The 18,797-nt window shown below is 46.5% G+C and carries 18 protein-coding genes, 3 tRNA genes and 1 pseudogene; 13 read left to right on the top strand and 9 right to left on the bottom strand.

Annotated features, from left to right (window positions below; all coding sequences use genetic code 11):
- Positions 1-322: 322 nt before the first annotated feature.
- Positions 323-919, top strand: coding sequence for a hypothetical protein (locus RFF05_RS16000; RefSeq protein WP_409968019.1), 597 nt, complete (start codon positions 323-325; stop codon positions 917-919).
- Between the two features lie 8 nt (positions 920-927).
- Here the strand turns inward: RFF05_RS16000 and RFF05_RS15995 are convergent, their stop codons facing one another.
- The gene (locus tag RFF05_RS15995; RefSeq protein WP_409968018.1) at positions 928-1,980 is read right to left on the bottom strand and encodes an IS30 family transposase; all 1,053 of its coding nucleotides are present in this window, start codon (positions 1,978-1,980) and stop codon (positions 928-930) included.
- Positions 1,981-2,256: 276 nt separating this feature from the next.
- On the opposite strand from RFF05_RS15995, the gene RFF05_RS15990 reads away from it, so the two are divergent.
- Together RFF05_RS15990 and RFF05_RS15985 are read left to right on the top strand one after the other, a co-directional pair.
- Entirely contained in the window at positions 2,257-2,889 is a 633-nt protein-coding gene (locus RFF05_RS15990) for a hypothetical protein (RefSeq protein ID WP_409968017.1), read from the top strand.
- 82 nt (positions 2,890-2,971) lie between these two features.
- Positions 2,972-3,154, top strand: coding sequence for a transposon-encoded TnpW family protein (locus RFF05_RS15985; protein WP_409968016.1), 183 nt, complete (start codon positions 2,972-2,974; stop codon positions 3,152-3,154).
- Positions 3,155-3,328: 174 nt separating this feature from the next.
- On the opposite strand, the gene RFF05_RS15980 is transcribed toward RFF05_RS15985, so the two are convergent.
- Entirely contained in the window at positions 3,329-3,844 is a 516-nt protein-coding gene (locus RFF05_RS15980) for an ImmA/IrrE family metallo-endopeptidase (protein ID WP_409968015.1), read from the bottom strand.
- A 32-nt stretch (positions 3,845-3,876) separates the two neighbouring features.
- Entirely contained in the window at positions 3,877-4,293 is a 417-nt protein-coding gene (locus RFF05_RS15975) for a helix-turn-helix domain-containing protein (protein ID WP_409968014.1), read from the bottom strand.
- A 154-nt stretch (positions 4,294-4,447) separates the two neighbouring features.
- Here RFF05_RS15975 and RFF05_RS15970 point away from each other — a divergent pair, with 154 nt between their 5' ends.
- From RFF05_RS15970 to RFF05_RS15935, 8 genes are all read left to right on the top strand, one after another.
- Positions 4,448-5,164: an ImmA/IrrE family metallo-endopeptidase gene (locus RFF05_RS15970; RefSeq protein ID WP_409968013.1), complete on the top strand. Its 717-nt coding sequence runs from the start codon at positions 4,448-4,450 to the stop codon at positions 5,162-5,164.
- Positions 5,157-5,393 (top strand): hypothetical protein, encoded by a 237-nt coding sequence (locus RFF05_RS15965; protein WP_409968012.1) that lies wholly within the window; start codon positions 5,157-5,159, stop codon positions 5,391-5,393. The genes RFF05_RS15970 and RFF05_RS15965 overlap by 8 nt, the downstream gene beginning before the upstream one ends.
- A 317-nt stretch (positions 5,394-5,710) precedes the next feature.
- Positions 5,711-6,199 carry a hypothetical protein gene (locus RFF05_RS15960; RefSeq protein WP_409968011.1) on the top strand — a complete coding sequence of 163 codons (489 nt, stop codon included), beginning with the start codon at positions 5,711-5,713 and terminating at the stop codon, positions 6,197-6,199.
- A gap of 471 nt (positions 6,200-6,670) precedes the next feature.
- Complete coding sequence (locus RFF05_RS15955) at positions 6,671-7,054, top strand: type II toxin-antitoxin system PemK/MazF family toxin (RefSeq protein ID WP_409968010.1); 384 nt, start codon at positions 6,671-6,673, stop codon at positions 7,052-7,054.
- Between the two features lie 11 nt (positions 7,055-7,065).
- Complete coding sequence (locus RFF05_RS15950) at positions 7,066-7,275, top strand: DUF6870 family protein (protein WP_409968009.1); 210 nt, start codon at positions 7,066-7,068, stop codon at positions 7,273-7,275.
- A 103-nt stretch (positions 7,276-7,378) separates the two neighbouring features.
- Positions 7,379-9,001: a recombinase family protein gene (locus RFF05_RS15945; RefSeq protein ID WP_409968008.1), complete on the top strand. Its 1,623-nt coding sequence runs from the start codon at positions 7,379-7,381 to the stop codon at positions 8,999-9,001.
- Positions 9,001-10,614, top strand: a complete 1,614-nt coding sequence (locus RFF05_RS15940; RefSeq protein WP_409968007.1) for a recombinase family protein — start codon at positions 9,001-9,003, stop codon at positions 10,612-10,614. The genes RFF05_RS15945 and RFF05_RS15940 overlap by 1 nt, the downstream gene beginning before the upstream one ends.
- 1 nt (position 10,615) lies before the next feature.
- The gene (locus tag RFF05_RS15935) at positions 10,616-12,034 is read left to right on the top strand and encodes a recombinase family protein (RefSeq protein WP_409968006.1); all 1,419 of its coding nucleotides are present in this window, start codon (positions 10,616-10,618) and stop codon (positions 12,032-12,034) included.
- Between the two features lie 47 nt (positions 12,035-12,081).
- Here the strand turns inward: RFF05_RS15935 and RFF05_RS15930 are convergent.
- The 4 genes from RFF05_RS15930 to RFF05_RS15915 form a co-directional block, all read right to left on the bottom strand.
- Positions 12,082-12,168 (bottom strand) — tRNA-Leu (locus RFF05_RS15930).
- Positions 12,169-12,219: 51 nt separating this feature from the next.
- Positions 12,220-12,306, bottom strand: a tRNA-Leu gene (locus RFF05_RS15925).
- Between the two features lie 39 nt (positions 12,307-12,345).
- Positions 12,346-12,432 (bottom strand) — tRNA-Leu (locus RFF05_RS15920).
- 234 nt (positions 12,433-12,666) lie between these two features.
- Positions 12,667-14,043, bottom strand: a complete 1,377-nt coding sequence (locus tag RFF05_RS15915) for a citrate/2-methylcitrate synthase (protein WP_409968005.1) — start codon at positions 14,041-14,043, stop codon at positions 12,667-12,669.
- A gap of 437 nt (positions 14,044-14,480) precedes the next feature.
- Here RFF05_RS15915 and RFF05_RS15910 point away from each other — a divergent pair, with 437 nt between their 5' ends.
- Positions 14,481-15,617 (top strand): betaine/proline/choline family ABC transporter ATP-binding protein, encoded by a 1,137-nt coding sequence (locus tag RFF05_RS15910; RefSeq protein ID WP_409968004.1) that lies wholly within the window; start codon positions 14,481-14,483, stop codon positions 15,615-15,617.
- A complete protein-coding gene (locus tag RFF05_RS15905) occupies positions 15,610-17,193 on the top strand; it encodes an ABC transporter permease/substrate-binding protein (RefSeq protein ID WP_409968003.1) in 1,584 nt (527 codons plus the stop codon). The genes RFF05_RS15910 and RFF05_RS15905 overlap by 8 nt, the downstream gene beginning before the upstream one ends.
- A gap of 67 nt (positions 17,194-17,260) precedes the next feature.
- On the opposite strand, the pseudogene RFF05_RS15900 reads toward RFF05_RS15905, so the two are convergent.
- Both RFF05_RS15900 and RFF05_RS15895 read right to left on the bottom strand, forming a co-directional pair.
- Positions 17,261-17,947, bottom strand: a pseudogene (locus tag RFF05_RS15900) (IS3 family transposase); the annotation flags it as partial.
- A gap of 154 nt (positions 17,948-18,101) precedes the next feature.
- Entirely contained in the window at positions 18,102-18,467 is a 366-nt protein-coding gene (locus RFF05_RS15895) for a transposase (protein WP_409968002.1), read from the bottom strand.
- Between the last annotated feature and the right edge of the window lie 330 nt (positions 18,468-18,797).

Here is an 18,797-nt window from a genome sequence, read left to right as displayed (position 1 = left end):
ATCCAGCAGAGCAGTGGAGCCTCGAACTGTGTAATCTTCGCTGGTGAGGGGGACAGCCTTTAGGTCGAGGGATGAGTCGCCCTGTGCTAGTGGAAATCGACTGCCTTTAAGTACGAATTGGGGAGGGCTGAGCGAGTGAAAAAGGCACTGGAGGAGCTGGCATCCTCTCCTTCGCCAGAGGTAGAAAAAGAGCGGAGGCCAGAGCGATAAAGTGGGGATTGTAGTTAGGGTTATGCTGTGGTATACTTTTGATGTAAGATAGGAAGATTCCTACTGTTTTGGAATTTTAGTGTTTCAAGATTTTTGTTTGACGAGGTGTAGTATGTGGAATGATTTTAATTGTCCAAAGTGTGGAAGCGAGCAAACTGTAAGAACCCCCATTGAGTTGTTGTCAGGAATAAAATCTACTTTTTATATTCTTCTTGTAATATCAGTGCTAGGTATTGCGGTTTATCCAATGCTGGTACTGATTTCTGTTGTGGTTATTATTCTAGGTGTAATTGTCAATATAATCCGTAAAATCATACATCGGAACCACTGGCTAATGAAGTGCCAACGATGTAAAACAGAATATTATATTGTCAATCCAGACAAAGCACATGTTGTGAAACAGAAAAGGGACAAGCAACAAAAAAAGCAGGAATCCAACGCAGAAAAACAGCTATTTATTCAAAGAAGAAAAGCAGAAATTCTTGCAAGAAATGGAGCTGTCCCGAATGACGAAAGATTGTTAGGAGAAGTCGGATTTTTTGGTTTCCACAAAAACGCCTTTAGAACTATTAACTGCAGATTGAAGATTACTGATAAGTCATATATTATTTTCAACGAAAAATTTACAATCTATATAAAAAGAGAAGATGTATTGAGTATAAAAAAGAACGAAAATTGCAATAACAAATTGAACACTTTCTGCAAATAAAGCGTTTTTTATGCTGCCGCATAAATCCGATCTAGTTCCGCTTCGAATAGTTCCTCCGGGGTGCGGTAGCCCAGTCGTTTGGTTGGTGTGGCGTTGATTTCATCGGCAAACATAAGGACTTGGTCGGGTGTGAAGCCATTCATCGACTTGCCTTTGGGCATGAATTTACGAAGCACACGGTTGGTTCGCTCGTTGACAGGACGCTCCCAAGAGGAATAGGGGTGGGCGAAGTAAATCTTAGTTCCAAGGGCTTCGAATTCAGCGAAATCAGCAAATTCACTGCCATTATCTGTGGTGATTGTCTTAAACACTTCGCCAAATTTATCACCGTACAGCGCTTTGAGCTGAGCCATGGCAACGGCCACACCACTTGTGCTTTTTTCGTCAATTAAAATCGAGAGATAGCACCCCGTCAGCCGTTCGACAATGGTAAATGCAGCTTTTTCGCCCTTGGTTTTTCGTCCAATCACCGTGTCTGACTCCCAATGTCCAAAGGTGTTTCGCTCTGCTACTTCAGATGGACGTTGCTCAATGTTTTTCCCGTAAGAACGTTTGGAAATACGAGGTTTTCCGTGCTGACGGCGACTAAGCACCTCTGGAAGTTCGAATAATGTCAACGGCAATTCCCCCTTCCACAACAAATTGTAGAGGGTTTTTGCACATGGAATAGGTTGGTTTTGGAACACTTTGAGCAGTTTGGCACGACCGACACAGGTGTCGAATGACCATTTGTGATTGCGGATTTGCTCTGCTGTCCAGTCGATGAAAGTTGAGCTTCTGGACACTGTTTTAGGGCGGCGACAACGCAGGCGATTGGCCTTGTAGACCGCTCCACCACGCTTGGCGGAGTAGCTGGGCTTACGCCCTCGACCAGAGTACTCCGGCGTGCCACGACGGAGCTCGTAGCCCACCGTAGAAGGGCTGCAGTTTAGTTCACGAGCGATGGCTCGGTTGCTGTAGCCCAGCTTGTGAAGCTGTTGCAGGGCACCACGAGCCTCCGCATCCAAATGCTGTCCCCTCTTGCGTTCTGCCGAAATTGTGATAGAATAGGTCTTGTCCATAGTGATTGGCTCCTTCTGTCAGAGTGTTGTGTGGTAACTTTATTCTAACAGAAAGTCCAATCGCTGTGGACTTTTTATGTGTTCAATTTGATTTTACAATTAACCGTATAAAAAAGAAAAATTATTTCTTTTTTATACCGACGGGCATACGACTGAAAGTGAATGACAAACATAGAAGATATTACTTTGTTGTGAGACCTAATGAGCGAAAGGATATACTAGGGAAATTGACAAGTAGCAAATCAGAAATCTTTAGCGTATGAGGAGTTACGAACTATGGGCAAGATAAAAGATGCTGAAAGTAATATTTTTGACATATGGAGAAAACGGTATCCAGCTATTGTAACTGATGGGGTTGTAAATGAAGCTGAATATGAAAATATTGTGTTTGTCTTAAAAGAAGTGAACGGTGGAGAAGATTGGGATTTGTGCGACTTTCTTTCTCGTGGAGGGCGACCAGCAACTTGGAATAATATTGCACGATGGACATATGGGATACTAAACATCGACAAAGAAATTCCTTGGCCCGAACTTGCAAGTGTGGATTTGGATAAAAGAAAGCAATTACTCAAAAAAATTTGTGCTATGAATGTAAAAAAAGTTTCGGGAAAGGCAGTGGCAAATAGTGAGGAAGTGAACACGTTTGCACATGAAAATAAAGACTTATTGCACCGCCAAATGGAGATATACAAACCTCGAATTATTATTTGCTGTGGAATTGGATCCGATTTATTCGTTGCTTTACTGAAAGAAGCGGATTGGAAAATGACGGATAGAGGCATATGGTATCTTGATGACAGCGAAACTATCTTGGTCGACTATTTTCACCCACAAACAAGAGTGAAGCATTATTTTCTGTATTATGGCTTAATTGATGCAATTAAAGAAATCTTAGCGAAGCGAGAATGACTAGAAAAACTGAATACCATCCACCAAAGCCCCTGTTGACCGCACCAAGTCAACAGGGGCTTTTTGCGTCCATCTAAAGGAGGTGACACTCAACGAAAGAGAGTCTGCCCCAGTCCCTCATCAACCCCACTTTATCAAAAAGGTGGGGAACACCACTTATCACGTTAATCTTCACTTCAGTCAGACCAGCACCGAGACCCTAGAGGACAAGATTGAACGGTTCATGATGCGAGAAGTGGAGGAAATTTTGAAAAATGATAAATAAGTCCTTGACAAGTTGTTGCGGGAGGTTCGTGATTAGGTTGCTTTGAAAGCGACAATGAATTTAGATACCAAGTAGCGGCAAATCGTACTGAAAGTGCACCTCATTGATGGCGAAGATGTCGTACTTTCCACTGACGATATTGATATATATACTGTTGGATTTTGTAGGACTATACTACCTCAAAAACCGCCCATCAACTTCCTGCCTACATAAATCATGTCCCTGTGAACGCAAGTCCGCAATCTTCAACGCCACCAGATTGATGTCTGAGTTCATGGCACTGGCAATTTGTCCAGTATCAAACCCTTGGTAGATATACTCCAGAATCTCATCGTCTGGGAGAGAAATTGTACTGGCGAAGATATTGGCCTCGTATTCCATGCGTACATTCGCCATGTCAAAAAGATTAAACTCTTGAAAGCCCCCAACAGCCACAGCCTCTTTGCGGTGGAGTTGGTCATGGCCTATCTCGTGGAGTAAGACAATGGATTTCATCACGGGGTCTAAATCCTCTTTGATGAAAATAAAACGGTTTTTCTCTATCACTTTGTAGACACCTTTTTGCTTGGAAAAGGGATGCTCTCGAATGATGATACCCAAGTCATCAGCAATCCTGTATGGGTCTCGTGTCCCACAATGATGAACGAGGCGGGTGGCCTTTTTGATGGCGGTCTCTGCGTGAATCAGCATTGTATCACCTCTTTGCGGTTGCTTGGGCTATGTTACATTTCACTCCGAGGAAGGTATTTCTTCGGAGTGTATTTTTTGTTATTCTGCTTGGCAATCACATATGCCTCTTGGATGGCGAACATGAGGGCATCCATATCCTCCTCCTCCATTTCGCCGCCAGCAAACAAGCCCGTCAATTCGTTGACCAGTTTTTCAGCTCCTTTTTTGCCTCGATAGCCGTAATCTTCCTCTGCCTTGGCAACAAATAAATCGTGCTCCGTTAGCAGATAGTTGACATTGACTTCTAAGGCATCTGCCAGTCGTTGATAGCCAGCAAGCCCTCTGGGTCTGGACTTATTCGTCTCATAGGTTGAAATCATGCGGGTGTTAACCCCCATTTTTTTTGCCAATTCTTCTTGTTTTAAGCCCATCTCGTGGCGCTTATCTCTGACTTTATCACCGAATGTCATATTTCTTCCTCCATAAATGTAGTTGAACTAAAAATAGTGCTTGACAAATGTATTTTGAGTGTGTATATTATAGCTATGATGTTGAACTACATACAGTGTATACCAAACAACAAACGTTGTCAAGTATACTTCTGCATGAAATGGAGGGATTTGAATGATTTTATCGAAAAAAGAGCTAGATGATATAGCCACAGGCATCTGGGAGGACTATCAACGAGAGGTTGGAGCTGAAATTCCAGTGCCGTTCATTGAGCCGCTGGCAAAGCAGTACCTTGGATTGGATATTGTCTACTTCAAGCTATCAGATGACGGTTTCTTTTACGGCCTCACGGCCTACGAGGACACACAACTGGTACTCTCGGTGGGTGGGAGGACAGCCATTTATCCCATCAAGCGAAATCAAATCGTTTTAGATAGCCAATTTAGAGGGAAACGCATTTACTCCGAGGGCTATGGCAAACGGCAATTCACATTGGCTCACGAAGTAGCTCACCAGATTTTATATGGCATGGAGCCAGCCCATGTTAAAGCCAATTTTCGCAAAGCCTATTCAGCACACATAGCACCTAGACCCAGAGAACTGAAAACGGAGGAGGATTGGAACGAGTGGCAGGCCAACGTACTGGGAGCTGCCCTGCTCATGCCTCGAATGGCGGTTGCACAATTTATGGCACAACGGCATAAAACATCTGTGATGGTTTGCTACGGTGGATTTTTCAATACGATTGACCGTCATATTTTAGATGCGTTTTGCTTTCAATTTACAGTATCTAAAAGCGCCGCCTGTATTCGTCTCAAAGAGCTGGGCTATCTAATTGACCGACCCTACCGTGAGTTTTATGACCCTCTGGAGGTGTTCCCCGATGAGTAATATTCGCACCAAAGAGCCAGCCAGCGAACTGCAACGGAAGATACAGCAGGCGAGAGACAACATCCGCACTAAGTCACAAAGACGTATCCGTTGCCCTCACTGTGACCACATCGCTATGGTGGTCTATGCCAATGCTACAGGTTACGTCGAGACCAAGTGTGGCAAATGCAAAAGAGCCATTCTCATTGACCTTGTGAGTATGCGAAGAATCAGACGACATTCATTCTAACAACCTAACGACAATTAAATAGCAATCGTATTGCAGCTTGCAGTATGAGTTAGCTAGAGCCACAGTAACCTGTGTAGTCATCTTGGCACCGGAGCAAGCAGATCACCCCAAGGGATATTTATATCCTTTTGAGGGGTCTGTTTAGCGGTGTTTTGACTCGGTTACTGTGGCTCTTTTTTTACACCCTTTTCTGCGATAGACAGCAGGAAAGGGATTTTTTATGCGTTTAGACCGTTGGCAATGTGCCATTTCTAAGTATCCGTAATCTCCGTTTTTTGATCTCAAATCAAAAAACAAATTATTAGGAGATTACAAAAATGACTACACCAAAAGATTTTGATTATGACCTTTGGAAAACCAAAGATGGAAAATTCTATGCCCGTATCAAGCGTACAGGCGATGTTTGCGAAGTGGATGCAGAGACCTTCCGCACCCTACATAACGAAGCTATGACCCTGTACCGTGACCAGCAAGGGATTCCTGTCTACACGGTGCGTGACGGCAAGAGCGTTCTGGCTGGCCGTGTGCCCCTTTTGCATTTGGGTTACGACACCGATGGGGACGATGTAGACGAGGTGTGGGCAGTAGAGCCTACCCAGACTGAGGATGAGTATGTAACTGCACAAATGGAGCAGGCCTTTCGTACAATGCTGACACCCAAGCAGTTGGACATCTATCAGACTTGTATGTTGGGTGGTATTTCTGCCACAGAATATGCCCGTGTTCGTGGGGTATCGAAGGCCTTTGTCAGCAAGTACATTGCGGAGATCCGAGACCGTGCAAAAAAATTTTTCAAACATGGTTAACTTTTGACCATGTTTTGTAAGTAGGAAGGTGAAAGGGATTTTTCCCTATTCTCATTGTACCTTAAAAACTACATAGTCAATTTCATAGATACCTTCCATCAAAGTGGAGCAACACAGTCAAACCGCCATGACCCTCTCGGACGAGGTGATAGCCGACGAGGGGTGAGCGATAAGGTTTGGACTACAATAGGTCGCATGGTGCGACCTACTTGCCACGATACTGAGATGGGACAATGATACTCCTGCCTAGCCACAGATACAAGCAATGGGGGCAGCTCGGTGAGACCCACGGAGAGGTGAAATAACCTGTGATGCCAAAACCAACGGCAGTCTATGAAATTCCCGATATAGCAGGGGTGCGAGAGGGCAAATGTGCTATTTGAAATGAATTGATAAAACAACAGTCGTCAGTCTATCCTTTTGGGGATGGGTTGGCGACTTTACATACAACATAAGATAGGAGATTTCTTTATGAATCAAAACGATCAGAGCTACCGCCGTGGCGAACTGTACTATGCCGACTTAGGCCACTTCCGTGGATCAGAGCAGAGCGGTGTCCGTCCTGTGCTGGTGCTCCAAAATAACATCGGCAACATCTATTGCCCCACACTCATCGTAGCCCCTCTCACCAGTAAATATAACAAGAAGCGTAACCAGCCTACCCACTGTGAGTTGCACCACGTCAGCGGCCTCTCAGAGCGGTCTACGGTCATGCTAGAGCAGATTGCTACCATTGATAAGCATCGTGTCTCTCGCTATATTGGAGAGATTTCCCCAGAGGATATGCGGAATGTGGAAGAAGCCATCTATGTCAGCTTGGGGCTGACCATTCCCTACGAAGTAGAAGCACCTTAAAGGAGGCCACCATGGATACACGTCTCACCCCCACCGAGGAGCTTGTGGACATCACCACGCTCTCCATCGACCAAGACCTGTCCCCAGAGGAGCGTAGGCTGGACTTTGTACGGCAAATCAAAAATCCAAACCATTTCCGCTGTGGGCAGTTTACCATCCGTGCCAACTACACAAACGATGGCCCCACACTGGAAGAATGTTTACAGGCGATGATGGGCTAAATGAGCCAATCGACATCCTCGCCTTATTTTCAAATCCCTGTTATACTGCCAGCAGTTAGACCAATCCCTCTAAACTGACTGGCAAGAAAGGAGTGCATTTTCTATGCAACAATTCCGAGCATCCCTCTACATACGACTGTCCTACACGGACGACAAATCCAACGAGAGTGACAGCGTACAAAACCAACGTCGCATCCTCCAATCCTTCGCAGAGCAAAACCCCGATATACAGGTGGTCAGCGAAAAGGTAGATGACGGCTACTCTGGTATCATCTTTGACCGCCCCGCCTTTAAGGAAATGATGGCTGACATCGAAGCTGGCACGATTAACTGTGTCATCGTGAAAGACCTGTCTCGACTGGGACGTGAGTACATCGAAACAGGCCGCTATCTCCGCCGTATTTTCCCTGCCTACGGGGTGCGATTTATTGCCATCAATGACCACATCGACACCCTGCAAGATAGTGGTGACGATCTGGTGGTCTCAGTGAAGTCCGTTCTCAACGATGCCTATTGCCGTGACATCTCTGTGAAAACTCGCAGTGCCCTCAATGCCAAGCGTGACAGCGGCGCCTATGTAGGTGCTTGTCCTGTCTACGGATATACTCGCAACCCAGAAAACCGTAACCAGCTTGTGGTTGACCCCTATCCCGCCAGCGTTGTCCAAGATATTTTCCGCCAAAAGTTACAGGGTATGAGTGCATCGAAAATCGCACAGTCCCTCAATGAGCTGGGCATCCTTTCCCCTCTGGCCTACAAGAAGGACAGAGGCTTGCCCACTCCCAAGGGCGGATTTGGGGACAGCAAAGAAGCCCAATGGTGTCAATCCACCATCCTCCGCATTCTCAACGACGAGACCTACACAGGTGTCCTTATCCAAGGGAAAGAGGGCACCCTTAACTACAAGGTGAAAGACCTCATCCAGCGTGAGGAGAGCCAGTGGCACCGCACGGAAAATGCTCACGATGTCATTATCTCTAAACAAGATTTTGACGTAGTACAGCGTTCTATGCGGCTAGATACTCGCACATCCCCCAAACAGGATAAGGTGCATCTGTTCTCTGGGCTACTCATTTGTGGGTGCTGTGGAGCCACCATGACCCGTAAGACCAACACCGTGAAGGGCAAGTCCTATCACTACTATTATTGTCGCACCACGAAAAAAGGTGGCTGTGGTCACTCGGTCACACTGAAAGAGGAGACCTTGGTGGAGTGCATCCGTGAGACCCTCCGCACCCAGATTTCCCACATGGTCTCGGTAGAAAAACTCCTCGCTGGGAGCCAGCGACAGCAAATACTAGATGGCCTCGCCAACAAGACCCGTACCCAGATTGCCGACAACCAGAGCAAGCTCATTAAGATACGAGGCTTCAAAGCCTCCCTCTATGAAAATCTGGTGGCTGGACACCTCTCCAAAGAGGAGTACAAAACCTTTAAGGTAAATTACACCGCCAGTGAGGATGCCACCCTCCGTGCCATTGAGCAACTGGAGCAAGAACTGGGCACCGTCCTTCTGGGCAAGAGTGACCGTCTACAATTCATGGAGCAATTCCGCAACTATCAAGAGCTGACGACACTTGACCGTCCCACGGTGCTCCGTTTCATCCAGAGCATTAAGGTGCTGGGGAAAACAGAGCTTCAAATCAATTATCATTTCCGTGAGGAGTATGAGCAACTTCTGGCGGTACTGCAAGCAACAACAATATGGAAAGAGGAGGTGGCATAATGGCCCGTAAGAGTAGAAAACAACCTGTGACAGAGACCGTGGTCTCCACACCAGTAGAAACTGGTCTGTACCGCACTGCTGCCTACCTCCGTCTCTCATCGGATGATAGACGAAAGCAGGGGGATTCCTTGGAGACCCAGCGTAATATCATTGAGCGTTACATAGCCGCCAGCCCAGACCTTCAACTGGTGGAGTGTTATACTGACAACGACAAGACAGGCACCAACTTCAACCGTCCAGCTTTTCAGCAGATGATGGCTGACATTGAGGCAGGGAAAATCAACTGCATCATCGTCAAAGACCTCTCTCGCTTCGGACGTAATGCCATTGATGCAGGCTATTATTTAGAGCGTTATCTTCCTGCCAAGGGTGTACGATTTATTGCCGTCAACGACAGTCACGATAGTCTCACCAGTGACGGGGGTATCATGCTCCCCATTAAAAATATTCTGGCTGAAAGCTATGCCTTGGACATTGGTCGCAAATGCAAGGCAGTCCAGCATCAAAAAATGTTGGATGGAAAATTCTTGGGTAACTATGCTCCCTATGGATACCAAAAGTGTCCAGAAGATTGTCATCATCTTATCCCTAATCCAGATACAGCTCCTGTTGTCCAGCAAATTTTCTCATGGATAGATGGGGGGATGACGTATGATGAAGTTGCTCGACAACTAAATCGGCAAAATACGCTCACACCCAGCCACTACAATCAAAGCAAAGGGCTTGTGAATGCCCCAGCTGATATAGGAAATGGGCACTGGACACGGCGATCACTTGTGGATTTACTAGCCGACCCCGTTTATCTGGGAGATATGATTCAAGGTAAGACGGTGGTTATTGGAGGCCGTCGCACTAGCGTTCCTTCGGATCAATGGATTATTGTTCGTAATACGCATGAGCCTCTAGTTTCACGGGATGTATATGACAACATCCAGTTGAAACGAGAACAGCGCAGTGAAATTTACAAAAATAAGGCAAAAAAACAAACCCCTTATACCGAGAATTTTTTTCGAGGTAAAATCGTATGTGTACATTGTGGAGCCGCCATGCACCGTAAACGGCAAAATAAAGATGGCACCTATTGGTTTCGGTGTGAATCTCAGCAAAAATATGGTAATGGAGCTTGCGAGGTAGTCTCCATCCGTGAACAAGACATTCTCAATGTGCTGATGGTGATGCTCCACCAGCAAAACAAGCTGATGACAGGGCACTATCAATCCCTTCTTCATCAGCACGATACCATCAGCGAGGACACGGCTCTGGTCGCCACTCGTAAAGATATTGTCCAGACGAAGCACATCATTCAAAGTCTGTATGAAAACCTCGTCAGTGACATCATCACCCCAGAGGAATATAGCCAAATGAAGGCCGATTATACCGAGAAGCTATCTCAGCTCACAGAACAGGCTGGCAACATCCAAGAGGCCAATCAACAGCGGAGACAGACCGTGGAGCATTACCAGACCCTTACGGATGCCGTCACCAAAACCCTTGCAGACCGCAAGCTCACCGCCCTATTGGTGGAGCACCTTGTAGACCGCATTGAGGTACACCGTGACAAGACGGCAACCATTCAGCTTCGTTACCGTCAGCAACTCAAGGAGGTGGGCTGATATGACCATCGCAAAATATATTCGACTCTCCCTAGAGGACAGCAAAAGCGACAGCCAGAGCATTGAAAACCAACGACTTCTCCTAGACACCTATCTCCAATCTACGGACGTGGGCAATACAGAGATTTTAGAGTTTGTGGACAACGGCTATTCGGGCACCAACTTCAACCGCCCAGCTATTCAGTCCCTACTGTCCTTGGTGCAAGAGCGAAAAATCGACTGTATCCTCGTGAAAGACTTTAGCCGCTTTGGGCGTAACGCTCTGGAGATGGGCTATTATCTGGAGCGTATCTTTCCCCTCTATGGGGTGCGTTTCCTCTCCTTAGCGGACGGCTACGACTCACAGGACTATGGTGAGGATACAGGCGGTCTGCTGGTCTCCTTCAAGTTCCTTATGGCTGAGTATTATAGCAAAGACCTGTCCCAAAAAATCACCTCTGCCGCTCGTGAACGGATGAAGCGAGGGGAGCGTATTTCTAAACGATGTGCTTTTGGCTATCGCAAAGAGGGCAACAATCTGGTGCCCGATGAGGCCACTGCACCCACAGTGCAACGTATCTTTCAGCTTGCACAGCAAGGTGAATCCACCAGAAGTATTGTGCAAACCCTCTACCGTGAACAGCACTTTATTCCTACGGTCTACCGAGGGGAGCGGCCTGTTGACGATACCGCTTATATCTGGAATGCCTCCGTCATTGGGGCAATCCTACGAAACGAACAGTACACGGGCACCTACGTCTCTGGCACAACCAAGGTTGAGGGTTTCGGCTCCAAACGTCGAGTACCAACCCCAGAGAGTGAATGGATCAAAATTCCTGACCATCACCCAGCGATTATCACTCAATCCCAATTTGATATGGTACAAGCCATCTGGAAACAGTCTCGCAAGCCCAGAGGCACATCCGCTCACTCAGCTACTAAACCCTCGTCCCATCTGAGTGGTAAAGTCTATTGCGGACACTGCGGGCATAAACTCCGAGAATACAACGGCAAAACGAGTTATTTCGGTTGCAAATTCACGGCACACATTCCAGACAGCCCTTGTCACAAGCTCAAAGCAATCACCGCCGCCCTAGAAAAAGTGGTATATGAGGAGCTAGTTCGTCATATCAACTCCCACGCATCCACGGCACAGCCGGTGAAGGTGATGCAGACCCCAGATAAAGCTCAATCGCTCTACGAGGCATTTGTGAGCGGTCAAATAGATGCCCAGACCTACCAATCTCTGAAAGCACTTACCGACAAGCCCCACAGCAAAAAGAAAGAGCATAGCTCCCAAGGGGAATGCTACACTCTAAAAGAAAAATCCCTCACACGAGCACTCGTAGAGGAATGGATTGAAAAGGTATTCTATTTCCCAGACGGACACATTGAAGTCCAGTGGAGGGAGCTAGTGACGGGGAAAACCCAGTCTAAATAAAAACATACAGTCTGTTCGCAACATTTGTCGCAAACAGACTGTATGGGTGGTGCACGAGGTGGGACTCGAACCCACACGCCCTTGCGAGCACTGGCACCTGAAGCCAGCGAGTCTACCAATTCCACCACTCGTGCATAGTATGCAGTTTTATGTATAGGATAACCAAGATTGTATCAAAGAAAAAATGGTGCACGAGGTGGGACTCGAACCCACACGCCCTTGCGAGCACTGGCACCTGAAGCCAGCGAGTCTACCAATTCCACCACTCGTGCATATTATGACCATTTTCTTTTCGCATCTTTTAAAATGCTTGGTGCGGCTAATGGGACTCGAACCCATACGCCCTTACGAGCACAAGCACCTCAAGCTTGCCAGTCTACCAGTTCCAGCACAGCCGCAAATCTTGCATCTAACAAAAGACTGCTTGACTATTATAGCGAGAATACGACCATTTGTCAACAGAAATTTCACATCTTTTTCGATTTATTTTTTCAATGGAAAATATTGGCACGTTGTGACCAAGATAGCGGCGGGGCAAGCCCCCGCCCTACCCAATTTTATTCGTCCATGGGGCAATCAAATCCCGCCCGCAGGCGATAGTTTTTCACTGTTAGTCTTTCGCTTTTAGTTTTTTACCGCTGTTCCATAGGCACGTACTCTCTGTGCGCTTCCACGCATTCGTAGCGAGGGCGGATTAATTTGCCCCCTTCGCTCAATTCTTCCATGCGGTGGGCACTCCAGCCAGAGATACGCGCCACAGCAAAAAGCGGTGTGTACAATTCTTGAGGCAACCCTAGCATTTCATACACAAAGCCACTGTAAAAGTCGATATTGGTGGACAGGGCATCTTTATGTCGCCGCGCCATCAACAGCCGTTTACCTTCGGCTTCCACATTTTGATACAAAGCAAGCTCTGCGCCACGTCCTTTTTCCTCTGCCAATTCAACCACATACTCGCGGAACACTTCGCACCGTGGGTCACTACGGGTATAGACCGCATGGCCTAAGCCATAAATCAAGCCAGAGTTGTCAAACGCTTGCTTATCTAGCATTTTGTCCAAATAGATAGCCACTTGGTCAGGGTCATTCCAGTCCTTTACATGGACTTTGATGTCTTCCATCATCTGCATCACCTTACTGTTGGCACCGCCATGACGCGGCCCTTTGAGAGACGACATAGCCGCCGCAATGGCAGAATAGGTATCTGTGCCAGAGGAAGTAACCACGTGGTTGGTAAAAGTGGAGTTGTTACCACCGCCGTTATCGGCATGGAGCACCAGTGCCACATCCAGCGCACGGGCTTCTAAATCTGTAAATTTACAGTCTTCACGGAGCATATACAAAAAGTTTTCAGCCGTGGATAGCTCAGGCTGCGGCGCATGGATAAACAAACTCTCCCCAAGGCTATAACGCCGTGCTTGATACGCATACATGGCCAGCACAGGCATATTCGATATCAGTTGCAAGCTTTGGCGCAACACATTTTCCAAGGAAATATTATTGGGATCATCGTCATAGCAAAACAGGGTCAAGATTCCCCGTTGCATGGTGTTCATCAAATCCCGAGGTGGTGCTTTCATAATCACATCTTTGAAAAAATTTTTAGGCAGCGTGCGATAGGCCGCCAATTGCACGCAAAAATCATTCAACCCTTGCCGGGTGGGCAGCGACCCAAACAGCAGCAAATAAGCCGCCTCTTCAAAGGCAAATCGCCCTCGCTGCTCTGAGCCAGTGACCAAGGTGCGACAGTCGATGCCGCGGTAATACAAAATACCATCAGCAGGGGAAACAGATTCATTGCCACTGACTTTATAGGCCTCAATTTCAGCCACACGGGTCAGACCCGTCAATACACCGCGCCCATCTTCATTACGCAAACCACGCTTTACATCATAATCACGATATAACTGAGGGTTGATATAGTTATTCTTTTCCCACTGTTGCTTTAACCCACGAATGGCGGGTGTAATCTCACAATAAGCATTCTCAGTGACTACTTTCCAAGGCATACATCGCTCCTTCTGCCAAAATGGCTCTCTTTATATTTGCAATACTATCACGTTTGAATTGCATTTTCAAGTGTTATTTTTTTAATTTGTAAAAATTACTTTCATTTTTTGCAACACACTATTTCTAATCTTGCATTTATGCAATGATACTTCATCATTTTAAACGAATTTCTTCATTTCTTTACTGTGTAAGTGTACAAAGTGACTGATTTATATATTTCAAGCTCCGCTTCCTTTGCAGAAGATGATAGCATTTTGTCAAAATATACTTATTTTGTGACTTTTAGCGTGAATTTAATGGCAACTTGTGTTATATATTAAATTTTACGATATTTTTACACAAGATTACCCCTTGTAAATAGTTAAAATTTATGATATACTCAGGAAAACTATACATATTTAATATGACACCAACACTAGAAAAAAGGAGGCCGTCTATGATTCGATTCGAGCACATTTCCAAGGCATATAAAACTGCCAATGTTATCAACGATATTAGCTTTGAAATTCACAAAGGCGAGATTGTTGTTCTCATTGGCCCTTCTGGCTGTGGCAAAACCACCACACTAAAAATGATTAACAAGCTCATCAAGCCCTCTGGTGGCAAAATCTACATTGATGACAAAGACATTGCCCAAGAAGAAACCATTGCCTTGCGGCGCAACATCGGCTATGTCATCCAACAAACAGGGCTGTTCCCTCACATGACCATACGGGAAAACATTGACATTATTTTAAAATTAGAAGGTGTTGCACCAGAAGAACGGGACAAGAAAACCAAAGCTCTTTTAGACATGGTAGGGCTTGACCCCAGCGTGTATATGGATCGCTACCCCACCCAACTCTCTGGCGGCCAAAACCAACGGGTCGGCGTGGCGCGAGCCTTTGCCACCAATCCTGAGATTATTCTCATGGACGAACCCTTCTCCGCCGTTGACCCCATCACCCGTCAACAATTGCAAGACGAACTGGTCAACCTGCAAGCCAAACTGAAAAAGACCATCGTCTTCGTCACCCATGACATGAGTGAAGCGGTGAAAATCGCCGACCGCATCTGCATCATGAAAGACGGGGACATCGTCCAATACGACACCCCTGAAAACATTTTGAAAAACCCCATCAACGACTTTGTGTCCACCTTCGTGGGCAAAAACCGCATTTGGAGCAACCCTGCCTTCATCCGTGCCCAAGACATTATGAACCCCAATCCTGTCACTGCTTATCAAGAGGTATCGATTATCAAAGCCATCGAAAATATGCGTTTGCGCCGTGTGGATAAGCTGTTGGTGGTGGATGAGAAAAACAAACTCATCGGCGTGGCACCTGCCCGTCTGCTCAATCACCACGAGCCAAAATCCGACCCTGTCAGCGCCGTGATGTACACCCCCAAGGTACTGGCCACCCCTTACGACTCCATTGTGGATTTGCTCACCGCAGTGAAAACCCACGATATCCACAACATCCCTGTGGTGGGCGACGACAACACCTTGCTTGGTTTGGTCACCACCAGCGCCTTGGTCACCACCTTGAGCCAACAGTTCATTGACTTTGAGGAGGTGGCAAACCATGACTAATTTTGCAAACTATTTGTTGAGCCAATGGGACACCATTTTACGTCTGCTTGTAAATCACATCCAATACTCTGCCATTGCAGTTTTTGCCGCAATCCTAATCGGTGTACCCCTTGGGATCATCATCTTCAACTCTGTCACAGCCAGAAAACCTGTGATGAGCATTGCCAATTTGGTGCAAGCCATCCCCTCTTTGGCCTTGCTGGGCTTTTTCGTCCCCTATTTGGGCATTGGCGCCTCTACCGCGATCTCCATGGTGGTTTTGTACTCCCTGTTGCCTATTTTGAAAAACACCTACACTGGCTTGGCCAATATTAACCCTGACATGATTGAAGCCGCCAAAGGCATCGGCATGACACGGCGACAAGTGCTGCTGAAGGTGCAATTGCCCCTAGCCTTGCCTGTGATTATGGCTGGCATCCGTGTCTCCGCTGTCACCTCTGTTGGCTTGATGACCATCGCCGCCTACATTGGGGCTGATGTTTTGGGGTCTTTGGTCATCACGGGCATCCAAACCGATAATAGCTATATGATTTTTGCTGGTGCCATCCCTGCGTGCCTATTGGCCTTGCTGATGGACTTTGTGGTGGGGAAAATCGAAAAAGCCGTCACCCCCATCAGCTTGCAACTATCCGCTTCCAAACTCACCCCCGAAGCAGTGACACGGCTCAAAGCCACCCGTCGCTTTACACTGGGTACTGCTGGCGCCGCATTGGCTTTGATTGCTGTGCTGTTAATTGCGCCCCTGTTTGACACCGCCCCCGACATCGTGGTGGGGTCGAAAGACCAAACCGAAACCCCCTTGCTGGGGAACATGGTGGCTGATTTGTTAGATGAACATACCGATTTGAAAATCGAGCGTAAAATCGGCTTGGGCGGCACATTAATTGCCTATGGCGCCCTCACCAGTGGGGAAATTGATATGTATCCTGAATACACGGGCACCTTGATGGCCACCGTGCTGGGGGACACCTTTGTGGCTGGTACCTCCCCAGAGCAAGTATACGACGATATCAAAACCAAAATCTATGAAGAAGAAAATCTGGTGGCTCTCAGCCCCTACCCTGTCAACAACACCTATGCCTTGGCGGTGACCCAAGAGACAGCCGCCCGCTATAACCTGACCACCATTTCTGATTTGGCTAAGGTCTCTAGCAACTTTATCATCGGCGGCACCAACGAATTCAACGACCGTCTCGATGGGCTACCCGGCTTGATGGACGCCTATGACGCCTCTTTTAAAGAGGTGAAAAACCTCACTGGGACTCTGCGCTACACCGCCTTGATGTCTGGAGATGTGGATGTGACTGTGGCCTTTGCCACCGACAGCCTCATCAACAAATATAATCTAGTGGTGCTGGAAGATGACCTGAACTTCTTCCCACCGTACAATATTTTCATGCTGGTGCAAGAGGAAACCTTGCTCCAATACCCTGAAATTGAGCCTGTGATCAATATGCTCTTGCCTTACATCACCGACGAAAATATGCAAATGCTCAACGCCCGTGTCACCGACGATGGCATCGACATCGCCACCGTAGCAAACGATTTCCTCCGTGAAAATGGTTTGATTGATTGATACACGCATAAAATAAATGTAGGGAACGGTCAATGAACTAGCCCCAAAAAGTTAGACAAAAATTAAATCAAGCAGCTTGAAGGGTTTGGCATCTGTGCATAGCAGGTGTCAGACCCTTTAGTTTTGCCTTAATACGACGATTATTATAGTAGCCCAAATAGTCAATCAGCTCGGACTTAAAATGCTCCATGGAGTCAAACTCTTGCAGATAGAGAAGTTCTGTTTTGAGGATGCCAAAGAAATTCTCAACCACGGCATTGTCGAGACAATTGCCTTTTCGACTCATGCTCTGGCGAACGCCTTTATCCTGCAGCATCTGCTGGTACTGCTTATGCTGGTAGTGCCAGCCTTGGTCTGAATGGAGGATAAGTTGCGTCCCATCTGGTATTTTTTCAAATGCTTTGCTTGCCATTTCTGTAACCATAGAGAGGAATGGGCGCTCTGAAAGCGTATAACTGACAATGTCTCGGCTACACAAATCCAAAATAGGAGAAAGATAGAGTTTTTCGCCAAAAAGATGAAATTCCGTCACATCTGTGACCCATTTTTCATTTGGTTTCGTAGCTTCAAAGTTCCTATTTAGTAGATTATCTGCGATTTTTCCAACTTCACCTTTGTAAGAGCGATACTTCTTCATCCGCACGCGGCACACCAATCCCAACACCTTCATAAGACGGCGAACAGTCTTGTGATTGATACAATAGCCTTTGTTTTTCAGTTCTAGTGTGACTTTTCGGTACCCGCAACGCTTTTGTTTTGTTGAAAAATAAGAATAATTTTTTCTTTAATTGTCTTGTATTTATCCTCTTTTGTGCTATTTTTGACATGATAATAGTATGTTGCATGAGGAAGTTCTGCAATATCTAGCAAGAGAGCCAATGGAAATTCTCGCCTTAGCTTGGTGACAACTACGGTTTTTTCCGCTGCTGTCGCTCTCTGTCCAACACCAAGGCTTGCAAATTTTTTAGGTAGGCATTCTCCGCTCTCAACCGCTGTACTTCGGCGATGAGATCTTCTTCTACCTCTTTTTTAAGACCGACTGGCCGTCCTTTGTGCGTGCCACTGGTAGCGCAAGCACGACCTCGTCGCTCGATGTACAGTCCTTCTACTCCTTCTTCTAGGTAGATGCGCTCCCAGTTTGGTATAGACATATGACTGGTGATGCCGAATTGTTTTGCGGTTTCATTCACACTCAAATGTTCACTGCGCATGGTTTCGATGACCATTTGCTTGAATTCTCCCGTATAGACTGTTGGTGATTTTCGTTTTGACATAATAATGCACCCCTTTCGTTAGTAGTATTATATCATACTGTCTAACAAAAGGGGTGCTGTTCATCAAACACCGTTCCCTTCGTTTTTTGTTTTCCAGAGAAAACCCTTTGTTTTTCCATGAAAGACGTTTTTCCATATGGAAATCTGCACAAAGGTGATTTTACACCGTGGTTCACCTTTGGGAGAACCTATGAAATACGGCATTCCCCCCTTGAAAAACAGGCAAAATCGTTGACACACTTCCTGTTTTTTACTATACTAAAGCTAATAAGTGGGCAAAGGCGCTCCCTGCAAGGGGATTGTTCTGCCCTTTTTTACAACACAAATACC

It is taken from the genome of Bengtsoniella intestinalis, assembly GCF_039719005.1.
GTDB classification, from domain to species: Bacteria; Bacillota; Clostridia; order Oscillospirales; family Oscillospiraceae; genus Oscillibacter; species Oscillibacter intestinalis.
Note: the sequence above shows the minus strand (reverse complement) of the source record. Positions and strands in the feature narration are given on the sequence as shown.

Coding starts and splice junctions, on each gene's coding strand:
- RFF05_RS16000 (WP_409968019.1), top strand. CDS start 323: ATGTGGAATGATTTTAATTGTCCAAAGTGTGGAAGCGAGCAAACTGTA.
- RFF05_RS15950 (WP_409968009.1), top strand. CDS start 7,066: ATGGATACACGTCTCACCCCCACCGAGGAGCTTGTGGACATCACCACG.
- RFF05_RS15945 (WP_409968008.1), top strand. CDS start 7,379: ATGCAACAATTCCGAGCATCCCTCTACATACGACTGTCCTACACGGAC.
- RFF05_RS15995 (WP_409968018.1), bottom strand. CDS start 1,980: ATGGACAAGACCTATTCTATCACAATTTCGGCAGAACGCAAGAGGGGA.
- RFF05_RS15970 (WP_409968013.1), top strand. CDS start 4,448: ATGATTTTATCGAAAAAAGAGCTAGATGATATAGCCACAGGCATCTGG.
- RFF05_RS15960 (WP_409968011.1), top strand. CDS start 5,711: ATGACTACACCAAAAGATTTTGATTATGACCTTTGGAAAACCAAAGAT.
- RFF05_RS15975 (WP_409968014.1), bottom strand. CDS start 4,293: ATGACATTCGGTGATAAAGTCAGAGATAAGCGCCACGAGATGGGCTTA.
- RFF05_RS15905 (WP_409968003.1), top strand. CDS start 15,610: ATGACTAATTTTGCAAACTATTTGTTGAGCCAATGGGACACCATTTTA.
- RFF05_RS15915 (WP_409968005.1), bottom strand. CDS start 14,043: ATGCCTTGGAAAGTAGTCACTGAGAATGCTTATTGTGAGATTACACCC.
- RFF05_RS15965 (WP_409968012.1), top strand. CDS start 5,157: ATGAGTAATATTCGCACCAAAGAGCCAGCCAGCGAACTGCAACGGAAG.
- RFF05_RS15940 (WP_409968007.1), top strand. CDS start 9,001: ATGGCCCGTAAGAGTAGAAAACAACCTGTGACAGAGACCGTGGTCTCC.
- RFF05_RS15990 (WP_409968017.1), top strand. CDS start 2,257: ATGGGCAAGATAAAAGATGCTGAAAGTAATATTTTTGACATATGGAGA.
- RFF05_RS15910 (WP_409968004.1), top strand. CDS start 14,481: ATGATTCGATTCGAGCACATTTCCAAGGCATATAAAACTGCCAATGTT.
- RFF05_RS15935 (WP_409968006.1), top strand. CDS start 10,616: ATGACCATCGCAAAATATATTCGACTCTCCCTAGAGGACAGCAAAAGC.
- RFF05_RS15955 (WP_409968010.1), top strand. CDS start 6,671: ATGAATCAAAACGATCAGAGCTACCGCCGTGGCGAACTGTACTATGCC.
- RFF05_RS15895 (WP_409968002.1), bottom strand. CDS start 18,467: ATGTCAAAACGAAAATCACCAACAGTCTATACGGGAGAATTCAAGCAA.
- RFF05_RS15980 (WP_409968015.1), bottom strand. CDS start 3,844: ATGCTGATTCACGCAGAGACCGCCATCAAAAAGGCCACCCGCCTCGTT.